This window comes from Xanthomonas sp. BRIP62415, assembly GCF_003993515.1.
GTDB classification, from domain to species: Bacteria; Pseudomonadota; Gammaproteobacteria; order Xanthomonadales; family Xanthomonadaceae; genus Xanthomonas; species Xanthomonas euroxanthea.
Window position 1 is genome coordinate 267,673 of sequence record NZ_QEZH01000018.1, and the last position, 22,309, is coordinate 289,981.

The window sequence follows — 22,309 nt, forward strand, 5'->3', positions numbered from 1 at the left end:
CGGCGGCGGCCACCCGGCACAGGCGCTCAGTCGTCGTGCGTCTGGCCCAGGTCCGCAGCGTCGTCGGCAGCCTCGATCAGGTCGCCATGCGTGTCGTCGTTGTCGGCACGTGCGTAGTGCACGGTTTCCACCGGCCCGGCGACCGCGCGGCCGCGTACCGGCAACAGCGCGCTCGCCGCTTCGTATTCGGCCAGCAAGGCATGTCGGCGCGCCTCCGGCACGTCCTGCCAATGGCAGTCGGTCAACGCGCCTTCCAGCGAATACAGCAGGTTGAGACTGGGCTTGAAGCCGGCGCGGCGCACCTTGACGAATGCGCCCACCGCGCCTACCGCCTGCAGATCCTGCTGCGTGCGCAGGCCGACCTGGCGCAGCCACGCTGCACTTTTCGGGCCGATGTTGCGCAGCCGTTCGGTGGTCACGTCAGCGCGCCGACAAAGACCTGCACAATGGCTTCCAGGCCGCGCTGATCGTCGGCGTCGAAGCGATCCAGCTCCGGGCTGTCCAGATCCAGCACGCCGATCAGCACATCGCCCTTGACCAGCGGGATCACCAGCTCCGAGCGCGAGGCCGAATCGCAGGCGATATGCCCGGGGAAGGCATCCACGTCGGCAATACGCTGACTCTGCCGGGTGCTGGCGGCCGCGCCGCACACGCCCTTGTCCAGCGGAATGCGCACGCAGGCCGGCAAGCCCTGGAACGGCCCCACCACCAGCTCGCGGCCGTCGTAGAAATAGAAGCCGGCCCAGTTGAGCGACGGTAGCGAATTGAAGATCAGCGCAGCCAGGTTGGCGGCATTGGCGATCCGATCCGGCTCGCCGTGCACCAGTGCCTGGGCCTGGGCGGTGAGCTGGGCGTATTGTTCCGGCTTGCTGCCGGTCAGCGAAGAGGTGGCGAACATGGCCGAAGTTTAGCAGCGGCCGTCCGCAGCGGCATTGCGACTCAGCCGCGCGTTCGGATCCGCACGCTATGCTGCGCGCCCCCACGGCAACCGCGGCGCGGCCGCAGGAACACACGCATGCAGCTTCCGGCGTTGTATGTCACCGGCACCGACACCGGCATCGGCAAGACCATGGCCAGCACCGCGCTGCTGCACGCACTGCGCGCGCAAGGCCGCACGGCGGTGGGCATGAAGCCGGTGGCCAGCGGTTGCGAGAACACACCGCAGGGCTGGCGCAACGAGGACGCGCTGGCGCTGCAGGCGGCCAGCGCCCCGCAACCCGACTACGCCACCCTCAATCCCTATGCCTTGCCGGCACCACTGGCACCGGAACTGGCTGCCGCCGATGTCGGTGTGACCCTGGCGCTGGAGCCGATCGCCCAGGCCTTCGCGCAACTGCGCGCGCAGGCCGAGGTGGTGGTGGTGGAAGGTGTCGGCGGCTGGGCCGCGCCCTTGAGTGCCGAGCTGGACCAGGCCGACCTGGTGCGCGCGCTCACGCTGCCCGTGGTGCTGGTGGTCGGCGTCCGGCTGGGCTGCATCAATCACGCGCGCCTGACCGCTGCGGCGATCGCCGCCGACGGGCTGGACTGCATCGGCTGGATCGCCAACGAGATCGACCCGCAGATGGAGCGCATCGAGGAGAACATCGGCATGCTGCACCAGCGCCTGGCGATGCCGTGCTGGGGCCGGATCCGCTGGGCACCCGATGCCGACGCCGCCCGCCAGGCGCAAGGGCTGCAGCTGCCAGTCTAGTTAGAGGCGGTCATTGCATGTTCTGCTGTTGCGGACAGGCTCTTCATCGGCCTGGGCTGCGGCCCGCGCGCGCGCTGTCGCAGAGATCAGGGCCGTGCTTGAGCTCGCCGCGCCTGCACTTCCGGCAAATGGGCGGTACGCCGTCGTTCCCGTGCACCCGGCTCCGGTACGCTGACTGCGGCGGCCCGCATGCCGGTGCTGGATCGAAGACGCCCGCACAGAAAACAATAAAAAAGCCCGACAGAGGGAGGGATCTGTCGGGCCGGATTGCATGGGGGGAGGGACCCATGCAAAGACGCTGAATGTTGGCGGCCGTTACCTGCGCCGGTTCTTGCCTGTTGCGCCGGCCTGTTCGCTGCCGGTGTCGAACTGCTGCTTTGCAAACTGTCCAAGCTCGCTGGACATCTTCAATCCCATCCCGACCACTTCCTGATTGGCCGAAGCCAGGCGTTCCAGGTTGTCGCGGGCCAGTTGCAAGCCTTTTGGCCAGAGCGTCTGGTAGGCACCCAGGTCGCGTGCCTGCGCAAACTCACCGAAAAACGTGGTGGTTGCGTTGACGTTCTGCTCCAGCGTGTCCAATGCCAACTGGTTGGCACGTGCTGCGACAGAGGCGAACTGACTGGTGAAGCTGTTTTCGAACTGCGCCGACATTGCGAACCCCTCGGGGAAAGCCGTGACCGTTTGTTGCGTTGCAGCATACCCGGATATTGCTGCGATGCAACACGTTTGCTGAAAATTTCCGAAATCGCCTGGAAAATGGCGTGGAATCAATCAATTATCCGTGCCGCAGAAATGGCAAGGCCGCCCGGGAGGCGGCCTTGGGTCACAGACTGCGCTACGTGATCAGCCGCGATAGCGGCAGCCGGAGGTGCAGGTTTCGTGCACCACGATCTCGCTCAACTGCGGCAGCGCCGGCTTGAGCTGGTTCCAGATCCAGATCGCCAGCCGCTCGCTGGTCGGGTTTTCCAGCCCCTCGATGTCGTTGAGGTAATGGTGGTCCAGGCGGTCGTAGATCGGTTGGAAGGCGGCCTTGATGTCGCCGAAATCCATGATCCAGCCGGTCTCGGCACCGGGTTCGCCGCTGACATGCAGCTCGACCCGGAACGAATGCCCGTGCAAACGGGCGCACTTGTGGCCAGGCGGCACATTGGGAAGCCGATGCGCGGCTTCGAGCGTAAAGACTTTGAAGATATCCATGCGCGCCATTGTAAGTGCGCTGGTGCCTACCGGGCTGCCCCGAGCGCGGCGACACAACGGACTGGCGCGCCCGCGTGGCATCCACAACATGGGTTGGCCGCACCGCGCTGGAGCGCCACACCCGATCGGCCGCACAAGTCCGACGCGCGCTCTGCCGCGTCCGGCCAGCGGCGTGTGTCACCGCGCGTCATATCTCTATGCAGATCTGTAATTTTTGTTAATCGATTGCGCGTGGCCCACTGCAACACCCCCCATTCATGGAGGCCGTGCGTGAAGCGCCCGATGCCTTATCTGCTGTCCGCTGCCGTTCTGTCCGCGCTGATTCCCCTCGCCCATGCCGATGACGCGACACCCGGCGCGGGCAAGACCCTGGCCACCGTCAGCGTCACCGGCTCCAACATCAAGCGCACCGATAGCGAAGGCCCGAACCCGGTGCAGGTGATCGACCGCCAGCAGCTGGAGCAGTCCGGCAAGGTCACCGTGGCCGACGCGCTGCGCTCGATCTCGGCCAACACCGGCAACGCCACCAACGAAACCACCAACAACGGGTGGGCGTCCGGCTCGGCGGGCATCGGCCTGCGCGGGCTGTCGCAGAAGAACACGCTGGTGCTGCTCAACGGACGCCGCCTGGCCAACTACGGCTTTCCTGCCAATGGCCTGGGCGACACCTTCGTCAACCTCAATGCGCTGCCGCTGGTGGCGGTGGAACGCATCGAGGTGCTCAAGGACGGTGCCTCCGCCGTATACGGCTCCGATGCGGTGGCCGGCGTGGTCAACATCATCACCCGGCAGGATTTCCAGGGTGCCGAGCTGGGCGTGAGCGGCGGCAGCTCCGATCAGGGCGGCATGGACACCCAGCGTGCCAAGTTCATCGGCGGCGTCGGCGACCTGGATAGCGACGGCTACAACATCCTTTTCAGTTTCGACGCCTACAACCGCGATCGGCTGGATCAGGACCAGCGCGCGCTGACCCGCTCGGGCATCTACACCGACCTGCCCGGCGGGCGCTGGAACGGCTGGTCGGCCAAGGGCGCCCGTTACCTGGTCGGTGGCCGCTCGGTGCCGATGCTGGATGCGCAAGGCAACTGCCCCGCCGGGACTGTGCTCACCGCCAGCGCACCGATCGACGGCCTGGCCGGCGACACCTGTGGCTTCAACCAGGCCCCGTTCACCACGCTGATCCCCTCGACCAAGCGCTATCAGGCCTACACCAACGCAACCTTTCGCCTCAGCGACACCGTCGAAGCCTTCGGCGAGGCGCTCTACAGCGAGGTCAAGGGCGTGTCGATCTTCGGCTCCAGCCCGTATTTCACCCTGGAGGGCGGCCGCTTTGCATTGAATGCCACCAGCGGGCTGGCCGAGCCGGTGTCCAACCTGCTGCCGGCCTCCAGCCCGTACAACCCGTACGGCAGCGCGGTGCCGATCGAATACACCTTCTTCGACCTGGGCCAGACGCTCAAAACCAATCGCTCGCAGTCCTACCGCTTTCTCGGCGGCGTGCGCGGCAAGACCGAGCGCTGGGATTGGGAGGCGGCAGCATTCGCCGCGCGCAGCACCGAGCATGAGACCGTCTCCGGCGGTTTCGCCAATCGCTTCACCCTGGCGCAGGCGCTGGCCGACGGCAGCTACAACCTGCTCGACCCGTCGGCCACGCCGCAGTCGGTGATCGACGGCATCAACCTCAGCACGCTGCGCCCTGCGCAATCGACCTTGCGCGGCGTCGATGCCAAGGTGTCCGGCAACCTGTTCGAGCTGCCGGCCGGGAGCGTCGGGTTCGCCGCCGGCGCCGAGTGGCGGCAGGAGGAGCTGGTCTCGCGCAATCCCTGGCAGATCGACCAGGGTCTGCAGATCCGCCCTGCCATTGCCGCGGTGGATGGCGAGCGCAGGGTGTCGGCGCTGTATGCCGAGGTCAACCTGCCGCTGCTGCAGTCGCTGGAACTGCAGCTTGCCGGGCGCGGCGATCATTACAGCGATTTTGGCGAGGCGTTTTCGCCCAAGGCCAGCCTGCGCTGGCAACCACTGGACGCCGTGCTGGTGCGCGCGGCCGCCTCGCGCGGATTTCGCGCACCATCGTTGTCGGAGAATGCGGCCAGCACCAATATTTCCTACGGCTCGGTGGTCGACCCGTTCGATCCGGACGTGCCGGGCTCGCGCCAGAACCCGACCTTCTTCACCGTCGGCAACACCGCGCTCGAACCCGAGCGCACGCGCAGCTACAACCTCGGCGTGGTGCTGTCGCCATGGGCCGACACCAGCCTGAGCGTGGACTGGTACAAGATCGAGCTGGAGAATCTGGTCGGCACCGGCAACAACGCCACCATCGTGCAGAACAACGACCCGGCCGACGTGATCCGCAACGAGCGCGGCACGCTGGTGGCGGTGTACAACCGCTACCAGAACCTCAGCGAGCTGACGACCTCGGGGATCGATGTCGAACTGCGCCAGCGCTGGCGCACCGAGGCGGCCGGCAACTTCGGCCTCAATACCGCCTACACCCATGTGCGCGATTACCGCCGCCCCACCGTGGTCGGTGGCCCGTTGCAGGATTACGCCGGCAGCAATCTCGGCCCGTCGCTGCCACGCAACAAAGCCACCACCACGCTGGACTGGAACCTGGGCACCGTCAGCGCCGCACTGACCTGGTATTACACCGGCGGCTACGACCAGAAGGCCAGCGCCGCGGCCACTGCCGTGCAGTCGCGCGTGGGCGACTACAACCAGTTCGACCTGTATCTGGGTTACACCGGCATCGACAAGCTGACCTTGTACGCCAAGATCGAGAACCTGGCCGACAAGCAGCCACCGGTCGATGCCTCGTTCCCGGGCATTCGTGCGCCTTATGACTTTACCCAGTACGACCTGCGCGGGCGTTACTTCACCGTGGGCCTGGACTATCGATTCTGACCGGCATACGCACGGCCCATGCACGCCCGTGCGATGGTGCGTGCGTACTCCAGCGTGCTGTCTCAACCCAATCGCCGTTCGCCCCCGGACACTTTCCAAGGAACTCCGATGACATCTTCGCCGCATGCCTGGCTGCTCGCCCTGGCCTTTGTCGCACCTTGCCTCGCCGCCCAACCTGCGGCCCAACCCGTCGCGCTGCCGGGTTACGACGCCGCTGCCGCACAGGCGCAGCGCGCGCTGGAAGCGCGTTTCGATAGCGGCCTGAAGGATGCCGATTATCGCGGCTGGTTGAAGCAATGGTCGTCGGCGCCCAATCACGTTGGCGCGCCGCACAACCTGGAGAACGCCCGCGATCTGCAAAACCGCCTGCGCGGCTACGGTTGGGATGCGCGCATCGAAACCTTCCAGGTGCTGTGGCCCTCGCCCAGGAGCTCGCAGCTGGAATTGCTCGGGGCCAAGCCGTATGTCGCGCGTCTGAAGGAGCCGCCGCTGCCGGGCGACAGCACCTCCACCCAGACCGAGAACGTGCTGCCGCCGTATGTGATCTACGGCGGCAACGGCGATGTCACCGGCGATCTGGTCTACGTCAATTACGGCATCGCCGAAGACTACGAAGCGCTGGCGCGCAACGGCGTGGATGTGCGCGGCAAGATCGTCATCGCCCGCTACGGCAAGGGTTGGCGCGGGCTCAAGCCGCGGCTGGCGCAGGAGCATGGCGCAATCGGGGCGATCATCTATTCCGATCCGCGCGACGACGGCTATTTCCAGGATCGGGCGTATCCGGATGGCCCGGCGCGCAATCAATGGAGCGTGCAGCGCGGCTCGGTTGCCAATTTCGCGATCTATCCCGGCGATCCGCTGACCCCGGGCGTCGGCGCCAGCAAGGGCGCCAAACGCCTGAAGATCGACCAGGCCGGCAGCGTGTTGAAGATCCCGACCCTGCCGATCAGTTGGGGCGACGCGCAGCCCTTGCTGGCCGCGCTGGGTGGGCCGGTGGCACCGGAGGACTGGCGTGGCGCGCTGCCGATCACCTACCGCATCGGCGGCGACGACACCGCGCGCGTGCATCTCAAGGTGGACGCGGAGTGGGGCAGCAAGACCATCTACAACGTCATCGCCACCCTGCGTGGCAGCGAGTATCCGGACCAGTGGGTGGTGCGCGGCAATCACCGCGACGGCTGGGTGTTCGGTGCGGCCGATCCGCTCTCGGGTACCACCGCCTTGCTGGCCGAAGCCAAGGCGATCGGCGAGCTGGCCAGGCAGGGGCAGCGCCCCAAGCGCACGCTCGTCTACGCCAGTTGGGACGGCGAGGAGGCCGGCCTGCTCGGCTCCACCGAATGGGCCGAACAGCACGCCGACGAACTGCGCCGCAAGGCGGTGCTGTACGTCAACACCGACGGCAACGGGCGCGGCTTTCTCAATGCCGGCGGCAGCCATGCGCTGCAGCGCATGGTCAACGGCGTGGCGGCGGACCTGCGCGATCCCGACAGCGGCGTGAGCGTGCTCGAACGGCAACGCGCCCGCGCCCGTATCGATGCGCTGGCGGCCACCGCCAAGCCGGCGCAGAAGGACATCGCCAGGCAGGTCGCGGCCGGCGGCGATGTGCCGCTCAAGGCGCTCGGTTCGGGCAGCGACTACAGCCCGTTCCTGCAGCATCTGGGGCTGGCGACGCTGGATCTGGGCTATGGCGGGCAGGGCGGCGGCAGCGGTGTCTATCACTCGCTGTACGACTCCTACGATTATTTCGCGCGCTATATCGACCCGGATTTCAGCTATCTGCCGCTGTTGTCGCAGACGGTCGGCCGCACGGTGCTGCGCGTGGCCAACGCGCCGGTGTTGCCGCAGCGCTTCGGCGACTTCGCCGACGCGGTGGCCGGCTACGCGCAGGAGCTCAAGCAGCAGGCCGACAGCGACCGCACTGCCGCACGCACCCAGGCCGAGTTGTTGCAGGCCGGCGCCTATGCGGCTGTCGACAACCCGAACCGGCCGCAACGCGCCCCCGAGCCGAAAGCCGCGGTGCCGCAGATCGACTTCGCTGCACTGGATCAGGCCATTGCCCGCCTGCAGGCCAGCGCCAAGCGCTATGACGATGCGCTGGCATCGCGCGGCGGCGCGTTGGATGCACGCGTGCGCGGCAAGCTCAATGCCTCGCTGCAGCGCATCGACCAGACCCTGCTGGCCGAAGGCGGTCTGCCGGGGCGGCCGTGGTACCGCAACCTGATCTACGCCCCCGGCCTGGCCACCGGCTACGAGGTCAAGACCCTGCCCGGCATCCGCGAAGCGCTGGAAGACCGGCGCTGGGAGGATCTGAGCGCCTACATCGTGCAGACCGCCGCGGTGCTGGATCGGTATCGCGAGGCGATCGATCGCAATACGGCGTTGATCGAGGGTTAGGGACGTGACGGACTGCGTCGGGTGTTTACGCGCAGTCCTGTTCGTACCGCATCGCCTGCGCCGTGCCCACAAAAAAAGCCGCCCCGAGGGGCGGCTTTTTCAGTGCAACGCAGACCTGGGCGCCGGTCGTGCCGGCGCGCAGAATTTTCAGCGCGTGCCGCCCGGACGCTGACCGCCACGGCCGCCATCGCGACGGCCTGCGCCGGCACCGGCAGCAACACCGGCCTGACGCGGGCCGCTGCTGCGCTGGCCACCGGGCTTCTTCGGGCCGGCATGCGCATGCGCCTGACGCGGTGCATCGCCATGCGGACGACGGGCGTGGCTCTTGCGCGGCGCGCGATCGCCGCCCGGCTGCTCGGCACGCCCCGGCGCGCTATTGCCCCAACGGATCGGGGTCTGCGGCTCGTAGCCCGGCACGTCGCGGATTTCCACATCGCGGCCCAGCATGCGCACGATCTGGCGCAGCAGCTTGGCTTCGTCCTGCGCCACCAGCGAGATCGCCTCGCCGGTGGAGCCGTTACGGCCGGTGCGGCCGATGCGGTGCACATAATCCTCGGCCACCATCGGCAGGTCGTAGTTGATGACCTTGGGCAGCTGGTCGATGTCGATGCCGCGCGCGGCGATATCGGTGGCCACCAGCACGGTCACGCGGCCGGCCTTGAAGTCGCTCAGCGCACGCATGCGCTGGCCCTGGCTCTTGTTGCCGTGGATCGCCGCGGTCTTGATGCCGGACTTTTCCAGGAACAGCGCCAGCTTGTCGCTGCCATGCTTGGTGCGGGCGAACACCAGGGTCTGCTCGCGGCTGTCCTGCGCCAGCAGGTGCAGCAGCAGGTCGCGCTTGCGCGCGCCATCGACCGGGTGCACGCGGTGGGTGATGCTCTCGGCCACGGTATTGCTCGGGGTGACCTGGATCTGCATCGGGTTGCGCATGAACTCCAGCGCCAGCTGCTTGATGTTCTCTTCGAAGGTGGCCGAGAACAGCAGGGTCTGGCGGTCCTGGCGCGGCAGCTTGGTCAGGATGCGCTTGATCGAGGGCAAAAAGCCCATGTCGAGCATGCGATCGGCTTCGTCCAGGATCAGCACTTCGATGCCGGACAGGTCCACGCTGCGACGCTCGATATGGTCGATCAGCCGGCCCGGGCAGGCGATCAGCAGGTCCACGCCACGACGCAGCGTGTCCAGCTGGTTGCCCATGCCCACGCCGCCGTAGATCACCGCGCTCGGGATGCGCAGGTACTTGCTGTAGCCGCGCAGGCTGTCGTGCACCTGGGTGGCCAGCTCGCGGGTGGGGGTCAGGATCAGCGCGCGCGGCTTGCGCGGGCCGTTGACCGGCTGCGGGCTGGTGCCCAGGTGCTGCAGCAGCGGCAGGCCGAACGCGGCGGTCTTGCCGGTACCGGTCTGTGCGCCGGCCAGCAGGTCGTGGCCTGCCAGCACCAGCGGGATCGCCTGCTGCTGGATCGCAGTGGGGGTTTCGTAGCCCTGCTCGGCCAACGCGCGCAGCAGGAAGGGCGCCAGGCCCAGGGATTCAAAAGACATCAGGAAGCTCCAAGTAAAGCGTCGCCACCAGGACAGGCCCGGAGCGCAAACGCATTGCAGATGCAAAAAGGTGAGGCTCGGAGCGTTCCCGTGAACCGCGCTGCGAGATGGTGGAACAACCCAATCAAGGAACGATGGGTTTGTCGGCACCACGAAAGGCGTCGGGTGGGGCGGGCGAGCGGATCGATCGATCCTGGCCTCGCCGGCTGTCCCTAAGGGAAACGGACGGCCGCATGCAGACCGGGCCAGTGTACGCGCGTTTGGCGCGCTGCACAAAAGGCCAGTTCCCCGGTTGGGCCACGGGTCAGTTGTTTCAGGTGCAACCACCCTTGTGGCAGGCCGTACAATCGACCGATCAGCCACAGCATTGGACGGTCATGAAGCTAGGTTCCCTGAAGGAAGGCGGCCGCGATGGCAGCCTGATCGTGGTCGCGCGCGACCTGCGCACCGCGGTCCGCGCCACCGGCATCGCGCCGACGCTGCAACGCGCGCTGGAAGACTGGAGCAATGTCGCGCCGCGCCTGAATGCCTTGTCGGCCTCGCTCAACGAGGGCAGCGCCGATGGCGTGTTCGATCTGGATCTGCAGGCGCTGGCCGCACCGTTGCCGCGCGCCTACGAATTCGTCGACGGCAGCGCCTACCTGCCGCACGTGGAGCGCGTGCGCCGCGCGCGCAACGCCGAGGTGCCGGAGAGCTTCTACACCGACCCGCTGATGTACCAGGCCACCAGCGCCGGGTTCTACGGCCCGCGCGATGCGATCAAGGTGATCAGCGAAGACCACGGCATCGACCTGGAAGCCGAAATCGTGGTGATCACCGACGATGTGCCAATGGGCGCCTCGCCCGAGCAGGCCGCCGCGCATATCCAGCTGGTCGGCCTGGTCAACGACGTGTCGCTGCGCAACCTGATTCCGGCCGAGCTCGCCAAGGGCTTTGGCTTTCTGCAATCCAAGCCGCGCTCGGCGCTGTCGCCGGTGTTCGTCACCGTCGATGAGCTGGACGAGGCCTGGCGCGACAACAAGGTGCACCTGCCGCTGGTCACCCACGTCAATGGCGCCTGGTTCGGCGCGCCGGAGGCCGGCAACGACATGCAGTTCGACTTCGCCCAGCTGATCGCCCACGCCGCCAGGACCCGGCCGCTGTCGGCCGGCACCATCGTCGGCTCCGGCACCATCGCCAACCAGGACACCACGCTGGGCGCCTCGTGCTTTGCCGAACAGCGCGTGGTGGAAACCCTGCGCGACGGCGCGCCGCGCACGCCGTTCCTGTCCTTCGGCGACGTGGTGCGGATCGAGATGGTCGCCGCCGATGGCGCCAGCATCTTCGGTGCGATCGAACAACGCGTCGAACGTCAGCCGCTGCCATGACATCGGCGCGTGTGCACGCACAACAGCGCATGCGGGGCCGGGCATGAGTGCGCCACTGGAATTGTTCTCGTACTGGCGCTCCAGCGCTGCGTACCGCGTGCGCATCGGCCTGCAGCTGAAGGCGCTGGTCTACCTCGCGCATCCGGTGCATCTGGTGCGCGATGGTGGCGAGCAACACGCGCCGGCCTATGCGCAGCTCAACCCGCAGGAACTGGTGCCGACGCTGCGCCACGGCGGCGTGGTGATCGCGCAGTCGCTGGCGATCCTGGAGTATCTGGAAGAGGCGTTCGCGGACACCACGGCCTTGCTGCCGGCTGCGCCGGCCGAGCGCGCCCGCGTGCGCGCCCTGGCGCAGCTCATCGCCTGCGATGTGCATCCGCTCAACAATCTGCGTGTCACCCAGCTGCTGGAGCGCGCGTTCGCGCTGGACGTCGCGCAACGTCAGCACTGGACCCGGCACTGGATGCAGCGCGGGTTCGCCGCGCTGGAAACGCAACTGGCGCGCGATGCGCACACCGGGCGCTTCTGCCATGGCGATACGCCAGGCCTGGCCGATTGCGTGTTGATTCCGCAGCTGTACAACGCGCATCGCTTCGAGGTCGATCTGGCGCCGTATCCGACCTTGCAACGCATTGAGCAGGCCTGCCTGGCGCTGCCGGCCTTCGATGCGGCACGGCCGGAAATGCAGGTGGATGCGGTGGCGTGAGGGCAGGGTGTCAAGCCCTCATCCGCCCTGCGGGCACCTTCTCCCGCCGCGCGGGAGAAGGGTATGCCGGGCACCGACACGCTGGCGGCCGGCCAGGTACTCCCGGGAACTGGCTCGCCGCTGGCGCATCAAGGCCCTCATCCGCCCTGCGGGCACCTTCTCCCGCCGCGCGGGAGAAGGGTATGCCGGGCACCGACACGCTGGCGGCCGGCCAGGTACTCCCGGGAACTGGCTCGCCGCTGGCGCATCAGGGCCCTCATCCGCGCTGCGAGCACCTTCTCCCGCCGCGCGGGAGAAGGGTATGCCGGGGAGCCGACGCGTCAGCTTCCGGCCAGGCGCTCCGGGCGAATGGCTCGCCGCTTTGCACGACCGCCGATCCTGGTGTCGCCATTAATGAGAGGAGAGGCTCGCAACGCCGGTCCAGGTGCTTCGGAGAGTGCGGAGTGGGGGCCTTGGAGAAACGCAGGATGCGCTCTGCAGAAGCGGATGACGTGCTTCGGAGCAGGTGAGGCGCTCTGGAGAAGCCGGATGACGTGCTTTGGAGCAGGTAAGGCGCTCTGGAGAAGCCGGATGGTGCGCTTCGGAGCAGGTGAGGCGCTTTGGACAAGCCGGATAATGTGCTTTGGTGCAGGTGAGGCGCTCTGGAAAAGCCGGATGATGCGCTTCGGAGCAGGTGAGGCGCTCTGGAGAAGCCGGATGACGTGCTTTGGAACAGGTGACGCTCCAGAGAAGGCAGGTGATGTGCTTTCGAGCGGGTGATGTGCCTGGAGAAGGCAGCAGCGCTGGAAAAGGTGCCGCCGACCGCGATGGCGCTCGCCCTGAGCCCTTGGGTGACGTTCCGGTGTTACCGACGTCTTTCTCCTTCTCCCGCGGGCGGGAGAAGGTGGCGCGCAGCGCCGGATGAGGGTGCCTGCGGCAGCGCCAGCACGCCGGAAAACCCAGCGTCGGCAGCCGTGATCCATCAGTGCTGCCGCATGCCGCGTTTCGCTACCGAATCCATCAGATAAAGCCGTGGCTGATCTTCGGTGCCGCTGCCGTTTCGTAGTCCGCATACGGGTCGTGCTCGCCGGAGCCGCCCTCGGACAGGCGGAACTTCAGCGCCAGCCCGTCGCGCGAGTCGGCCGCGCGTAGCGCTTCCTCCTGCTCGATTTCGCCGGACTTGACCATGCGGAACAGGCACTGGTCGAAGGTCTGCATGCCTTCTTCCAGCGATTCTTCCATCGCCTGCTTGACCTCGTGCACCTGGCCGCGGCGCAGCAGGTCGCGGATCATCGGCGTGTTGAGCAGTACCTCGGTCGCCGGCCGGCGGCGTCCGTCCACGCCCTTGACCAGGCGCAGCGACACCACGGCGCGCAGATTCAGCGCCAGGTTCATCAGCACGTTCTTGTGCGCGCTCTCGGGAAAGAAATTGAGGATGCGCTCGATGGTCTGGTCGGCATTGTTGGAGTGCAGCGTCGCCAGGCACAGGTGGCCGGTCTCGGCGAAGGCGATCGCCGCCTCCATGGTCTCGGCGTCCAGGATCTCGCCGATCAGGATCACGTCCGGCGCCTCGCGCATCGCGTTCTTCAGCGCACTCTGGAAGGCATGCGTGTCCAGGCCCACCTCGCGCTGGTTCACGATCGACATCTTGTGCTTGTGCAGATATTCGATCGGGTCCTCGATGGTGAGGATGTGCCCGGTGGTGGTGCTGTTGCGGTGGTCGATCATCGAGGCCAGCGAGGTCGACTTGCCCGAGCCGGTCGAGCCGACCACCAGCACCAGCCCGCGCGGGGTCATGATGACGTCCTTGAGCACCTGCGGCAGGTTCAGCTCTTCGATGCTGGGAATCCGGCTGCGGATGGCGCGGATCACCATACCCACCTCGCCACGCTGCTTGAACACGTTCACGCGGAACCGGCCGGCGTCTTGCAGGGCGATGGCCATGTTGAGTTCCAGCTCGCGCTCGAACTGCGGCACCTGGCCTTCGTCCATCAGCGAGTAGGCGATTTTCTTGACCATTCCCGGCGGCAATCCCGTATTGCCGAGCGGGTAGAGCTTGCCTTCGATCTTGATGTACACCGGTGCGCCGGTGGTCAAGAACATGTCCGAGGCATTCTTCTCGGTCATCAGCTTCAGGAAGTAGCCGATATCCATGCGCAATGGTTCCCCAACAAACAGCAGCGTCTCGTTGCAAGTACGCCGCAGGCTTCCGACAATGGCCGTGCTCGAGACTTCTCGCTACGGCTCCCCTAATGACGGCTAGCTTCGCATACTTGCGGCGATCCCTGTATGGCATCGCCTGTTTCATGGTTCTTTCCTCTCCTGCTGCTGCCCAGGTGGCACCGGAGCTCACCGCCGCCGAACAGGCCGTGCAACGCGCCACCCAGGCCGATGCCGACCAATACGCCCCCGACCTGGTGAACCTGGCCCGCCAGGAACTGATGCAGGCCCAGCAGGCGCAACTGGACAAACGCCAGCGCAAGCAGGTGCCGCAGATCGCCTTGCGCGCAGCGGCCGACGCCGACCTGGCCAAGGCGCGCAGCGAAGAGGCGGTGGTCACCGCCCAGCTGGAACAACGCCGCAAGGAAGTGGCGCAGCTGCAGAACAGCCTCAACACCGGGGAGGCCGGCCGATGAAACTGCGTCCGCTCCTCTATCTTGGTGTGCTGAGCCTGACCACGCTGCCGCCGCTGGCGATGGCCGCCAAGGACGACCCGCAGGCCGATGCGCTCAACCGGCGCCTGGCCGCGCTGCAGAACGACCCGCAGACCAACGACCTGGCCCGCTACGAGCGGCTGCAGGCGCAGCAAAGCGTGGCGGCGCTGGCCGAGGCCAAGCGCCGCGACCGCGACGAACTGGTGTTCCTGGCCGACCGCCGGGTCGAAATCGCCGAACTCACCGCCCGCACTGCGCTGGCCCGGCGCGAACTGGATCGGCTGGAGGGCACCCGCAACGACCTGCTGATCGAAGCCAGCCGCCGTGACGCCTCGCGTGCGCGCCAGGAGGCCGAGCGTCTGCGCGTGCAGGCGCAGATCCAGGCCGAGGAGGCCGAGCGCATGCGTCAGGCGGCCGAGCAGGAGACCCTGGCCCGCCAGGACGCCGAGCTGGCGCTGACCAGCGTGGCCGGCAAGCAGACCGCCAAGCTCAATGCGGCCCAGCAAAAGGCCGTGCAACTGGCGCACGAAGAAGCCGAGCTGGTGGCCGGGGCCAAGTTGCCATCCGCCAGGTTCGACAGCCGCGGCGAAGTATTTTCGTTGGGCAGTGGCGCGTTTGGTGGCAAGGCGGCGCTGTCAGGCGATGCCGCAGGGCAGGCCAAGGCGCTGGCCGAATACTTGAACATCGGCAAGAAGGGCCGGGTCAGCATCGTCGGCTACGACAGCGATGCGGCCACGGCCAAGAAGCGGGCCGAAGCGCTGCGCGACGCGTTGGTGGCTGCCGGCGTTGCCAGTGCGCGTCTGCAGGTCAATGGCACCAAGGCCGCCGCCAGCAAGACGCGCGCTGCCGAGGTTGTTGTCTCGCCGTGATGCAAGTGGTTGGAAGTTAAGGTCTTTTAACCCGGGCATGACGCCCGGTTGAACCGCGGTCACTGATTGGCACAGGGAACGGCAAAAGCGGCCGTTCCGGCCTTGAACCCCCTCCGCGACCGGCGTAGGGTCGTACTCCCGGGCAGCACTCCGCTGCCTGGACGTACGGAGGGCCGGGCCAGTGACGCAAGGGCACGCATCAACGCAATTTGGCGGGCAGCGTGTGGGTTCCGCCAGTGCGCCTGCCATTGTGATCCGTGAGTCTTCCATCCCCAAGCAGCGCCCCGTGCCGGCCGCGGCCGGGGCGTTCTTGTTTTAAGTGTTTCAAGTGAAGGAGGTAACGCCATGTTCGAAGGGCAACCGCAGACCGAAATCGACGCATTGGTCAAGTCAGATCCCGAGTTCAAGCAGCTGTACCAACGCCACAAGCTCTTGAACAAGAAATGCATGGATGCCGAACTCGGGGTGCTCCCCATCGACGACGTGACCTTGGGCCAGATGAAGCGCGAGAAGTTGCAGGCAAAAGAGAAGCTCACCCGGATGTACGACCAGCTCACCCACTGATCCTTCCCCACCGTTAGAACAAGTTCACCGTCGCGGGCGGTGGCGGCCTCCTCGTCGGCTTGCCACCGTCCGCGTCTTTCTATGCGCAACCTGTGGGTCACGCGGCGGGCAGGATGGCGCCAACGCCTGCCCTGCGGCCGGACAGTCAGGTCATGGCAGCGCGCGTTGGGCCCGCTCGTTCACGGGCCGGCGCGATCGGTTCCAGTCTGAATGAGCATTCCCCAGCGGTTCGTCGGATAATGGGCGGCCAAGCCCCGCGCGACGCAGTGACGATATTCCGATGGCGATCCATTCCTCCGTACTCGAACTGATCGGCAACACGCCGATCGTCAAGGCACAGCACCTGGACACCGGCGTCTGCGAGCTGTTCCTCAAGCTGGAGGCGGCCAACCCCGGTGGATCGATCAAGGACCGCATCGGCCTGTCGATGATCGAAGCGGCCGAGCAGCGCGGCGACCTCAGCCCTGGTGCGACCCTGGTCGAAGGCACTGCCGGCAACACCGGCCTGGGTCTGGCACTGGTCGCCCAGCAGAAGGGCTACACGCTGATCCTGGTGGTGCCGGACAAGATGAGCCGCGAGAAGATCTTCAACCTCAAGGCCATGGGCGCCCAGGTGGTGCTGACCCGTTCGGACGTGGCCAAGGGCCACCCGGAGTACTACCAGGACCTGGCCGCCAAGATTGCCGCCGAGACCCCGGGCGCCTACTTCATCAACCAGTTCGGCAACCCGGACAACCCGGCCGCGCACGAATTCGGCACCGGCCCGGAAATCCTGGCGCAGATGGACGGCAAGCTGGACGCGATCGTGTTCGGCTGCGGCAGTTCCGGCACCATGACCGGCCTGTCGCGCGCGTTCGCCACCGCATCGCCGCAGACCGAGCTGGTGCTGGCCGACCCGGTCGGCTCCATCCTGACCCAGTACATCGAAGAGGGCACGGTCAGCGAGAAATCCGGCAGCTGGCTGGTCGAAGGCATCGGCGAGGACTTCCTGCCGGATATCTCCGACTTCTCGCGGGTCAAGAAGGCCTATTCGATCACCGACGCGGAAAGCTTCCACACCGCGCGCGAGCTGCTGGCCAAGGAGGGCATCCTGGGCGGCTCGTCCACCGGCACCCTGCTGGCCGCCGCGCTGAAGTACTGCCGCGAGCAGACCACGCCCAAGCGCGTGCTGGTGTTCGTCTGCGATACCGGCAACAAGTACCTGTCCAAGATGTACAACGACTACTGGATGCTGGACAACGGCTTCCTGGAGCGCCCGCAGCACGGCGACCTGCGCGACCTGATCCTGCGCCCGTACAACAAGCGCGACACCGTGGTGGTCGGGCCGAAGGACCTGTTGACCACCGCCTACCAGCGCATGAAGCTGTACGACGTCTCACAGCTGCCGGTCATCGATGACGGTGAGCTGGTCGGCATCGTCGACGAGAGCGACGTGCTGTTGCATGTGTACGGTGACGAGGCGCGCTTCCGCGACCCGATCTCCACCGCCATGGTCAGCAAGCTCGATCGCCTGGATGTCGCCTCGCCGATCGAAGCGCTGCTGCCGGTGTTCGACCGCGGCCAGGTGGCCATCGTCATGGACGGCAACCAGTTCCTCGGCCTGATCACCCGTATCGACCTGCTGAACTACCTGCGCCGCCGCGTGCAGTGATTGCAGGCAGGGTCGGGTAGCGCCGCGCGCCCGGATGAGACGCGCGGCACCGGCCATTCAGACCTGCTTGCTACAATCCGCCACTTTTTCCGGGAACCTCCATGTCCAATCGCACCCCACCCAGCCACGATGGCGAGCGCGCACTGTCGCTGGCGACGCTGGCGATCCATGGAGGGCAGTCGCCGGATCCCAGCACCGGGGCGGTGATGCCGCCGATCTATGCGACGTCCACCTATGCGCAGTCCAGCCCGGGCGAGCATCAGGGCTTTGAATACTCGCGCACCCACAACCCCACGCGCTTTGCCTATGAGCGCTGCGTCGCGTCGCTGGAAGGCGGCACGCGCGCGTTCGCGTTCGCCTCCGGCATGGCCGCCACTTCCACGGTGATGGAGCTGCTGGATGCCGGCAGCCACGTGGTGGCGATGGACGACCTGTACGGCGGCACCTTCCGCCTGTTCGAGCGCGTGCGTCGCCGCACCGCTGGCCTGGATTTCAGCTTCGTCGACCTGACCGATGCGGCCGCCTTCGAAGCTGCGATCCGCCCCGAGACCAGGATGGTGTGGATCGAGACCCCGACCAACCCGATGCTCAAGCTGGTCGACATCGCCGCCATTGCCGCGATCGCGCGCAAGCACGGCCTGCTGATCGTGGTCGACAACACCTTCGCCTCGCCGATGCTGCAACGCCCGCTCGGCCTGGGCGCCGATATCGTCGTGCACTCGGCCACCAAGTACCTCAATGGCCACTCGGACATGGTCGGCGGCATCGCGGTGGTCGGCGACAACGCCGAGCTGGCCGAGCAACTGGCCTTCCTGCAGAACTCCATCGGCGGCGTGCAGGGGCCCTTCGACAGTTTCCTCGCCCTGCGCGGCCTCAAGACCCTGCCGCTGCGCATGCGCGCGCATTGCGACAACGCGCTGGCGCTGGCGCAATGGCTTGACACCCACCCCGCGATCGAAAAGGTGATCTACCCCGGCCTGGCCTCGCACCCGCAGCACGCCCTGGCCCAGCGCCAGATGTCCGGCTTCGGCGGCATCGTCTCGATCGTCCTCAAGGGCGGCTTCGACGCGGCCAAGCGTTTCTGCGAGAAGACCGAGCTGTTCACCCTGGCCGAATCCCTGGGCGGTGTGGAAAGCCTGGTGAACCATCCCGCCGTCATGACCCATGCCTCCATCCCGGTGGCCCGCCGCGACCAGCTCGGCATCAGCGACGCGCTGGTCAGACTTAGTGTGGGGATTGAGGATGTTGGGGATTTGCGGGGGGATTTGGATCGTGCGCTTCTTGGGTGATAAGTCCGTCGCTGCCGTGGTGAAGGCTGCGCTGCATCAGTGCCACTTAGGCAAATCCCGATGAGCGGCTTGCCGGGTGGCATCAGGCCGCGCAGCAGCAGGTTTCGATCCGTACTGATCGGAACGATGCGATACATCTTGTTGCGTCCTGTCCTTAAGCGGGCGCTGATGCGTGGGTTATCGGCTGCGCCAAGTTTGCTCTTGGTCGCCAAGCGGTTCGGTGCGCGCGCTGGGTTGGGTGATGTGATGGGGCATGGTCACTTGGCAATCAACGGTAGGCCGAGCAATCCAGCCCTGCGAGGGCGGCTAAATGCACGCGGGGCTCGCATCTATGACGATCTCCGTCGGGCAATGTCTGATAGGGCACTTTGAGCCGTGCGCATTGCTATAGATCTGCAGGGCGTTCAAACGGAGAGTAGGCACCGAGGCATTGGTCGTTATTCGCTTTCCTTGGCTGAAGCGATGCTCCGTGAGCCGAGAGATCACGAGTTCTGGCTAGTCGTCAACGGTGACATCGAACAAACCGATGTGGATGCACTGGCGTACTTGCTGCCACCAGAAAGAGTGGTGAAATTCCGCTCGGTGCAGCCTGTTCATTGGCGTGATCCGGCGAATGCGTGGCGACGGGCAGCATCAGAACGAATGCGCGAGGCGTTTCTACAAACCTTGCAGCCCGATGTTATCCATGTGTCCAGCCTTGTTGAAGGCGCGCAGGATAGCGCGGTGACTTCCATCGGGCGTCGGCCTTCATCGCCGTTCACTGCGACTACCTTGTATGACCTGATTCCTCTCCATGATCAGCGATACATCGCTGTCGATTGGGCAGCACAGTGGTACGCAGACAAGGTTAAGTCATTGCGGCGTGCAGATCTTCTGCTGGCTATCTCTGATCACGTAAGGAGCGATGCAATCGATAGCCTTTCTGTGGATCCTGACCGTGTTGTCAATATTTCGTCCGCCGCATCGGAAGCATTCAGGCCGATTCCGATCAGCGACGACGTACGAGCCGGGTTTGCACGTGCTTACGGTATTTACGGGCATTACTTGATGTACAGCGGTGCGATGGACCCCCGCAAAAATCTGGAGACTCTTATCGCGGCATATGCGCTACTTGGTGAGGACATTCAGCAGCGCTATCAGCTTGTAGTGACCGGCCAATTGACTGACCTGGAGCGCGAGCGACTTGCGTTGGTGGCGCGTCGCTTGCGTCTACCAGCGAATCGAATCATCTGCACAGGGTGGGTGTCCGATCACGCTTTGGTGAAACTTTATTGCGGCGCTGAGTTGTTTGTACTTCCCTCGTTGCAAGAAGGATTTGGTCTCCCCTTGCTGGAGGCTATGGCTTGCGGGACTCCCGCGATCGGCGCTCGCGCAAGCAGTATTCCCGAGGTCATTGGGCGCGAGGATGCGTTGTTTGATCCCAGCGATGCGTCGGCTATCGCGTTCGCAATCCGCCGCGTGCTGGACGATATCGATTTTGCAGCGAGCCTGCGCCAGTATGGCCCGCAACGTGCAAGTAAGTTTTCCTGGGCAAAGTCCGCGTCGCGCGCGCTCGACGCATTTGAGGATTGTTGTGGCAGTCGCCCTATCGTGCGCCTGGGGTGGCGCGAAGCCCATGAAGCCCTGGAAACCACCCGTGGTGCGCTCGTCGCGGAGCTTGCTGATGCGCGTAGCCCGCAGGACGTGGTGTCTGAAGAGGATCTTATGCAGGCCGCTGCGGCCATTGATGCCAACGAGGATCTCGCGCGCGACGTGCTACGCCGTTACTCTCCGCTTGCTGATCGCCCCATTTGGCGTGTCGAAGGCCCGTTCGACAGTAGCTATAGCCTTGCCCTTGTCAATCGCGAACTTGCACGCGCGCTCGCCTCGTTGAACCTAGACGTGGCCTTACATTCGACCGATGGGGCAGGGGACTTCGCTGCGAACACCGAATTTCTTGCTGCAAATCCCGCGATCGCAGAGCTTCACGACCAAACCGACAAATATCCGCCAGCCGCAGCTGATGTCTGCAGTCGCCTGCTGTATCCCCCGCGCGTTGCCGATATGATGTCCAGATTCAACCTGCTTCATGCTTACGCATGGGAGGAGTCTGAGATACCGGCAGAGTGGGTCGCGGACTTCAATGAATTTCTTCAGGGTATTTCAGCTCTTTCGACGCATGTTGTAAAAACGTTGGTCGATAGCGGTGCTGCGCTTCCTTTGGCGGTCTGCGGCGCAGGCGTGGATCACTGGGATGGTATTCCGGACGGAGAGGACTTCCAGTTACAGGCGCGTAGCTTCCGTTTCTTGCATGTGTCGTCCTGTCTTCCGCGCAAGGGTGTCGATGTGCTGCTCAAGGCTTATGGCGATTCCTTCAGCAATGCAGACGATGTGACTTTGGTCATCAAGACATTTACCAATCCTCAAAACGACGTCCGGCGTTGGCTAAATGATGCGCAACGGGAAAATGCTGACTTTCCGCACGTGATCATCATTGAAGAAGACATCGACAGCGCCACGCTCAAACAACTCTACTCGAAGTGTGATGTGATGGTTGCCCCTAGTCGAGCAGAAGGCTTCGGCCTCCCGCTTGCAGAGGCCATGGTGTCCGGTTTAGCGGTGATTACCACTGCTTGGGGAGGGCAGTGCGAGTTCTGTAATGAGGATACTTCGTGGCTCATTGATTACACATTCGCACCGGCCGAGACGGTCTTTGGCCTTCCACATTCAGTCTGGGCGGAGCCATCTCGAAGGGGGCTATCCGGTCTGTTGCGCGAGGTATACGGGCTCTCCCCCGAGGAGCGGATGGAGCGAACCTTGTGTGGCCAGCGGTTACTTCGCAATCAATTCCTTTGGAAGCATGTTGCGCAGCGGCTAGTGGATTTCGCTCACGACATATCCACTCGGCCAATACGCGCGGTCGAGCCAGTAATCGGATGGATCGAGCGATCAGCGCATTACTTAGGTGCAGCGCAAGAAAAAGACTCATTGGCTGATGCGCTATCAGGCAAAGTAGTGCTTCTCCGGAGCATGTCTTCAAGTGTATCGATTGACGTGGCGGGAGGCGTTTCGCCTGTCTCTGTAGCCGAGCAATCGATCACCGCGTTCGACCGCAACGGAGTAAATGCTGTTGTGATCGAGGAGGATCTTTTGGACGGACAGGAGGGTCTTGCCGATCTCTTGGATTCTCAACAGCGCCACGATCGGGTCGTGATCGTGTTGCTGAGCAATGTTTCAGAGTCGATGCAATGTGCCCCAGCACTTCTGGCTACTCTCAGACGGTGCCACCGCATCCTGGTGCCTGACATCGTCGCGCTCAATGTGCTCAGGCAGTGCGGTATCGTCGCAAATGCCGCCATATTGCCCCCACCGGACGAAGTTGGAGCACTAAACGAACCTATAGAACGTTTGCGCAACATGATCCGCTCGTTGCTCTGGCAACATGCGAGCAGTAGCCAAGTCCCCTCCATGCAAACGCGTTTAGAGACGATTCTGCAATGAATCGCCGCGCTGGCGCTCATCAACCCGTC

17 protein-coding genes are annotated in these 22,309 nt (G+C 65.2%); 11 read left to right on the forward strand and 6 right to left on the reverse strand.

The window, feature by feature from the left end; translation table 11 throughout:
• Window positions 1–26 precede the first annotated feature (26 nt).
• Complete coding sequence (locus EO141_RS07060) at window positions 27–419, reverse strand: TfoX/Sxy family protein (RefSeq protein WP_104583274.1); 393 nt, start codon at window positions 417–419, stop codon at window positions 27–29.
• On the reverse strand, window positions 416–898 hold the full coding sequence (locus EO141_RS07065; RefSeq protein WP_127168820.1) for a GAF domain-containing protein: 483 nt from the start codon (window positions 896–898) through the stop codon (window positions 416–418). Before EO141_RS07065 ends, EO141_RS07060 begins: the two co-directional genes overlap by 4 nt.
• 117 nt (window positions 899–1,015) lie before the next feature.
• On the opposite strand from EO141_RS07065, the gene bioD reads away from it, so the two are divergent.
• Window positions 1,016–1,690, forward strand: coding sequence for a dethiobiotin synthase (gene bioD / locus EO141_RS07070; RefSeq protein ID WP_127168821.1), 675 nt, complete (start codon window positions 1,016–1,018; stop codon window positions 1,688–1,690).
• A 315-nt stretch (window positions 1,691–2,005) separates the two neighbouring features.
• Here bioD and EO141_RS07075 read toward each other — a convergent pair whose 3' ends face one another.
• Window positions 2,006–2,341 carry a phasin family protein gene (locus tag EO141_RS07075; RefSeq protein ID WP_104583276.1) on the reverse strand — a complete coding sequence of 112 codons (336 nt, stop codon included), beginning with the start codon at window positions 2,339–2,341 and terminating at the stop codon, window positions 2,006–2,008.
• A 192-nt stretch (window positions 2,342–2,533) separates the two neighbouring features.
• A complete protein-coding gene (gene queD / locus EO141_RS07080; RefSeq protein WP_039529685.1) occupies window positions 2,534–2,887 on the reverse strand; it encodes a 6-carboxytetrahydropterin synthase QueD in 354 nt (117 codons plus the stop codon).
• Window positions 2,888–3,169: 282 nt separating this feature from the next.
• Between queD and EO141_RS07085 the strand changes: the two genes are divergently transcribed.
• Both EO141_RS07085 and EO141_RS07090 read left to right on the forward strand, forming a co-directional pair.
• Complete coding sequence (locus EO141_RS07085; RefSeq protein WP_127168822.1) at window positions 3,170–5,791, forward strand: TonB-dependent receptor; 2,622 nt, start codon at window positions 3,170–3,172, stop codon at window positions 5,789–5,791.
• A gap of 108 nt (window positions 5,792–5,899) precedes the next feature.
• Entirely contained in the window at window positions 5,900–8,185 is a 2,286-nt protein-coding gene (locus EO141_RS07090; RefSeq protein ID WP_127168823.1) for a transferrin receptor-like dimerization domain-containing protein, read from the forward strand.
• 147 nt (window positions 8,186–8,332) lie between these two features.
• Here the strand turns inward: EO141_RS07090 and EO141_RS07095 are convergent, their stop codons facing one another.
• Window positions 8,333–9,721, reverse strand: a complete 1,389-nt coding sequence (locus EO141_RS07095) for a DEAD/DEAH box helicase (protein WP_104649381.1) — start codon at window positions 9,719–9,721, stop codon at window positions 8,333–8,335.
• Window positions 9,722–10,029: 308 nt separating this feature from the next.
• Here EO141_RS07095 and EO141_RS07105 point away from each other — a divergent pair, with 308 nt between their 5' ends.
• A complete protein-coding gene (locus tag EO141_RS07105) occupies window positions 10,030–11,088 on the forward strand; it encodes a fumarylacetoacetate hydrolase family protein (RefSeq protein WP_206514788.1) in 1,059 nt (352 codons plus the stop codon).
• Window positions 11,089–11,131: 43 nt separating this feature from the next.
• A complete protein-coding gene (maiA, locus tag EO141_RS07110; RefSeq protein ID WP_119131785.1) occupies window positions 11,132–11,794 on the forward strand; it encodes a maleylacetoacetate isomerase in 663 nt (220 codons plus the stop codon).
• Between the two features lie 999 nt (window positions 11,795–12,793).
• Here maiA and EO141_RS07115 read toward each other — a convergent pair.
• The gene (locus EO141_RS07115) at window positions 12,794–13,927 is read right to left on the reverse strand and encodes a PilT/PilU family type 4a pilus ATPase (RefSeq protein WP_104583280.1); all 1,134 of its coding nucleotides are present in this window, start codon (window positions 13,925–13,927) and stop codon (window positions 12,794–12,796) included.
• A gap of 98 nt (window positions 13,928–14,025) precedes the next feature.
• Between EO141_RS07115 and EO141_RS07120 the strand changes: the two genes are divergently transcribed.
• From EO141_RS07120 to EO141_RS07150, 6 genes are all read left to right on the forward strand, one after another.
• Window positions 14,026–14,409: a DUF4398 domain-containing protein gene (locus EO141_RS07120; RefSeq protein ID WP_039525328.1), complete on the forward strand. Its 384-nt coding sequence runs from the start codon at window positions 14,026–14,028 to the stop codon at window positions 14,407–14,409.
• Window positions 14,406–15,296, forward strand: a complete 891-nt coding sequence (locus tag EO141_RS07125; RefSeq protein WP_104649384.1) for a hypothetical protein — start codon at window positions 14,406–14,408, stop codon at window positions 15,294–15,296. Before EO141_RS07120 ends, EO141_RS07125 begins: the two co-directional genes overlap by 4 nt.
• A gap of 345 nt (window positions 15,297–15,641) precedes the next feature.
• Window positions 15,642–15,860 carry a YdcH family protein gene (locus tag EO141_RS07130; protein ID WP_002814034.1) on the forward strand — a complete coding sequence of 73 codons (219 nt, stop codon included), beginning with the start codon at window positions 15,642–15,644 and terminating at the stop codon, window positions 15,858–15,860.
• Window positions 15,861–16,140: 280 nt separating this feature from the next.
• Window positions 16,141–17,511: a pyridoxal-phosphate dependent enzyme gene (locus tag EO141_RS07135; RefSeq protein WP_104583283.1), complete on the forward strand. Its 1,371-nt coding sequence runs from the start codon at window positions 16,141–16,143 to the stop codon at window positions 17,509–17,511.
• Between the two features lie 101 nt (window positions 17,512–17,612).
• Window positions 17,613–18,800 carry a cystathionine gamma-synthase gene (locus tag EO141_RS07140; RefSeq protein ID WP_127168824.1) on the forward strand — a complete coding sequence of 396 codons (1,188 nt, stop codon included), beginning with the start codon at window positions 17,613–17,615 and terminating at the stop codon, window positions 18,798–18,800.
• 375 nt (window positions 18,801–19,175) lie between these two features.
• Window positions 19,176–22,280, forward strand: coding sequence for a glycosyltransferase (locus EO141_RS07150; protein WP_127168826.1), 3,105 nt, complete (start codon window positions 19,176–19,178; stop codon window positions 22,278–22,280).
• Window positions 22,281–22,309 lie beyond the last annotated feature (29 nt).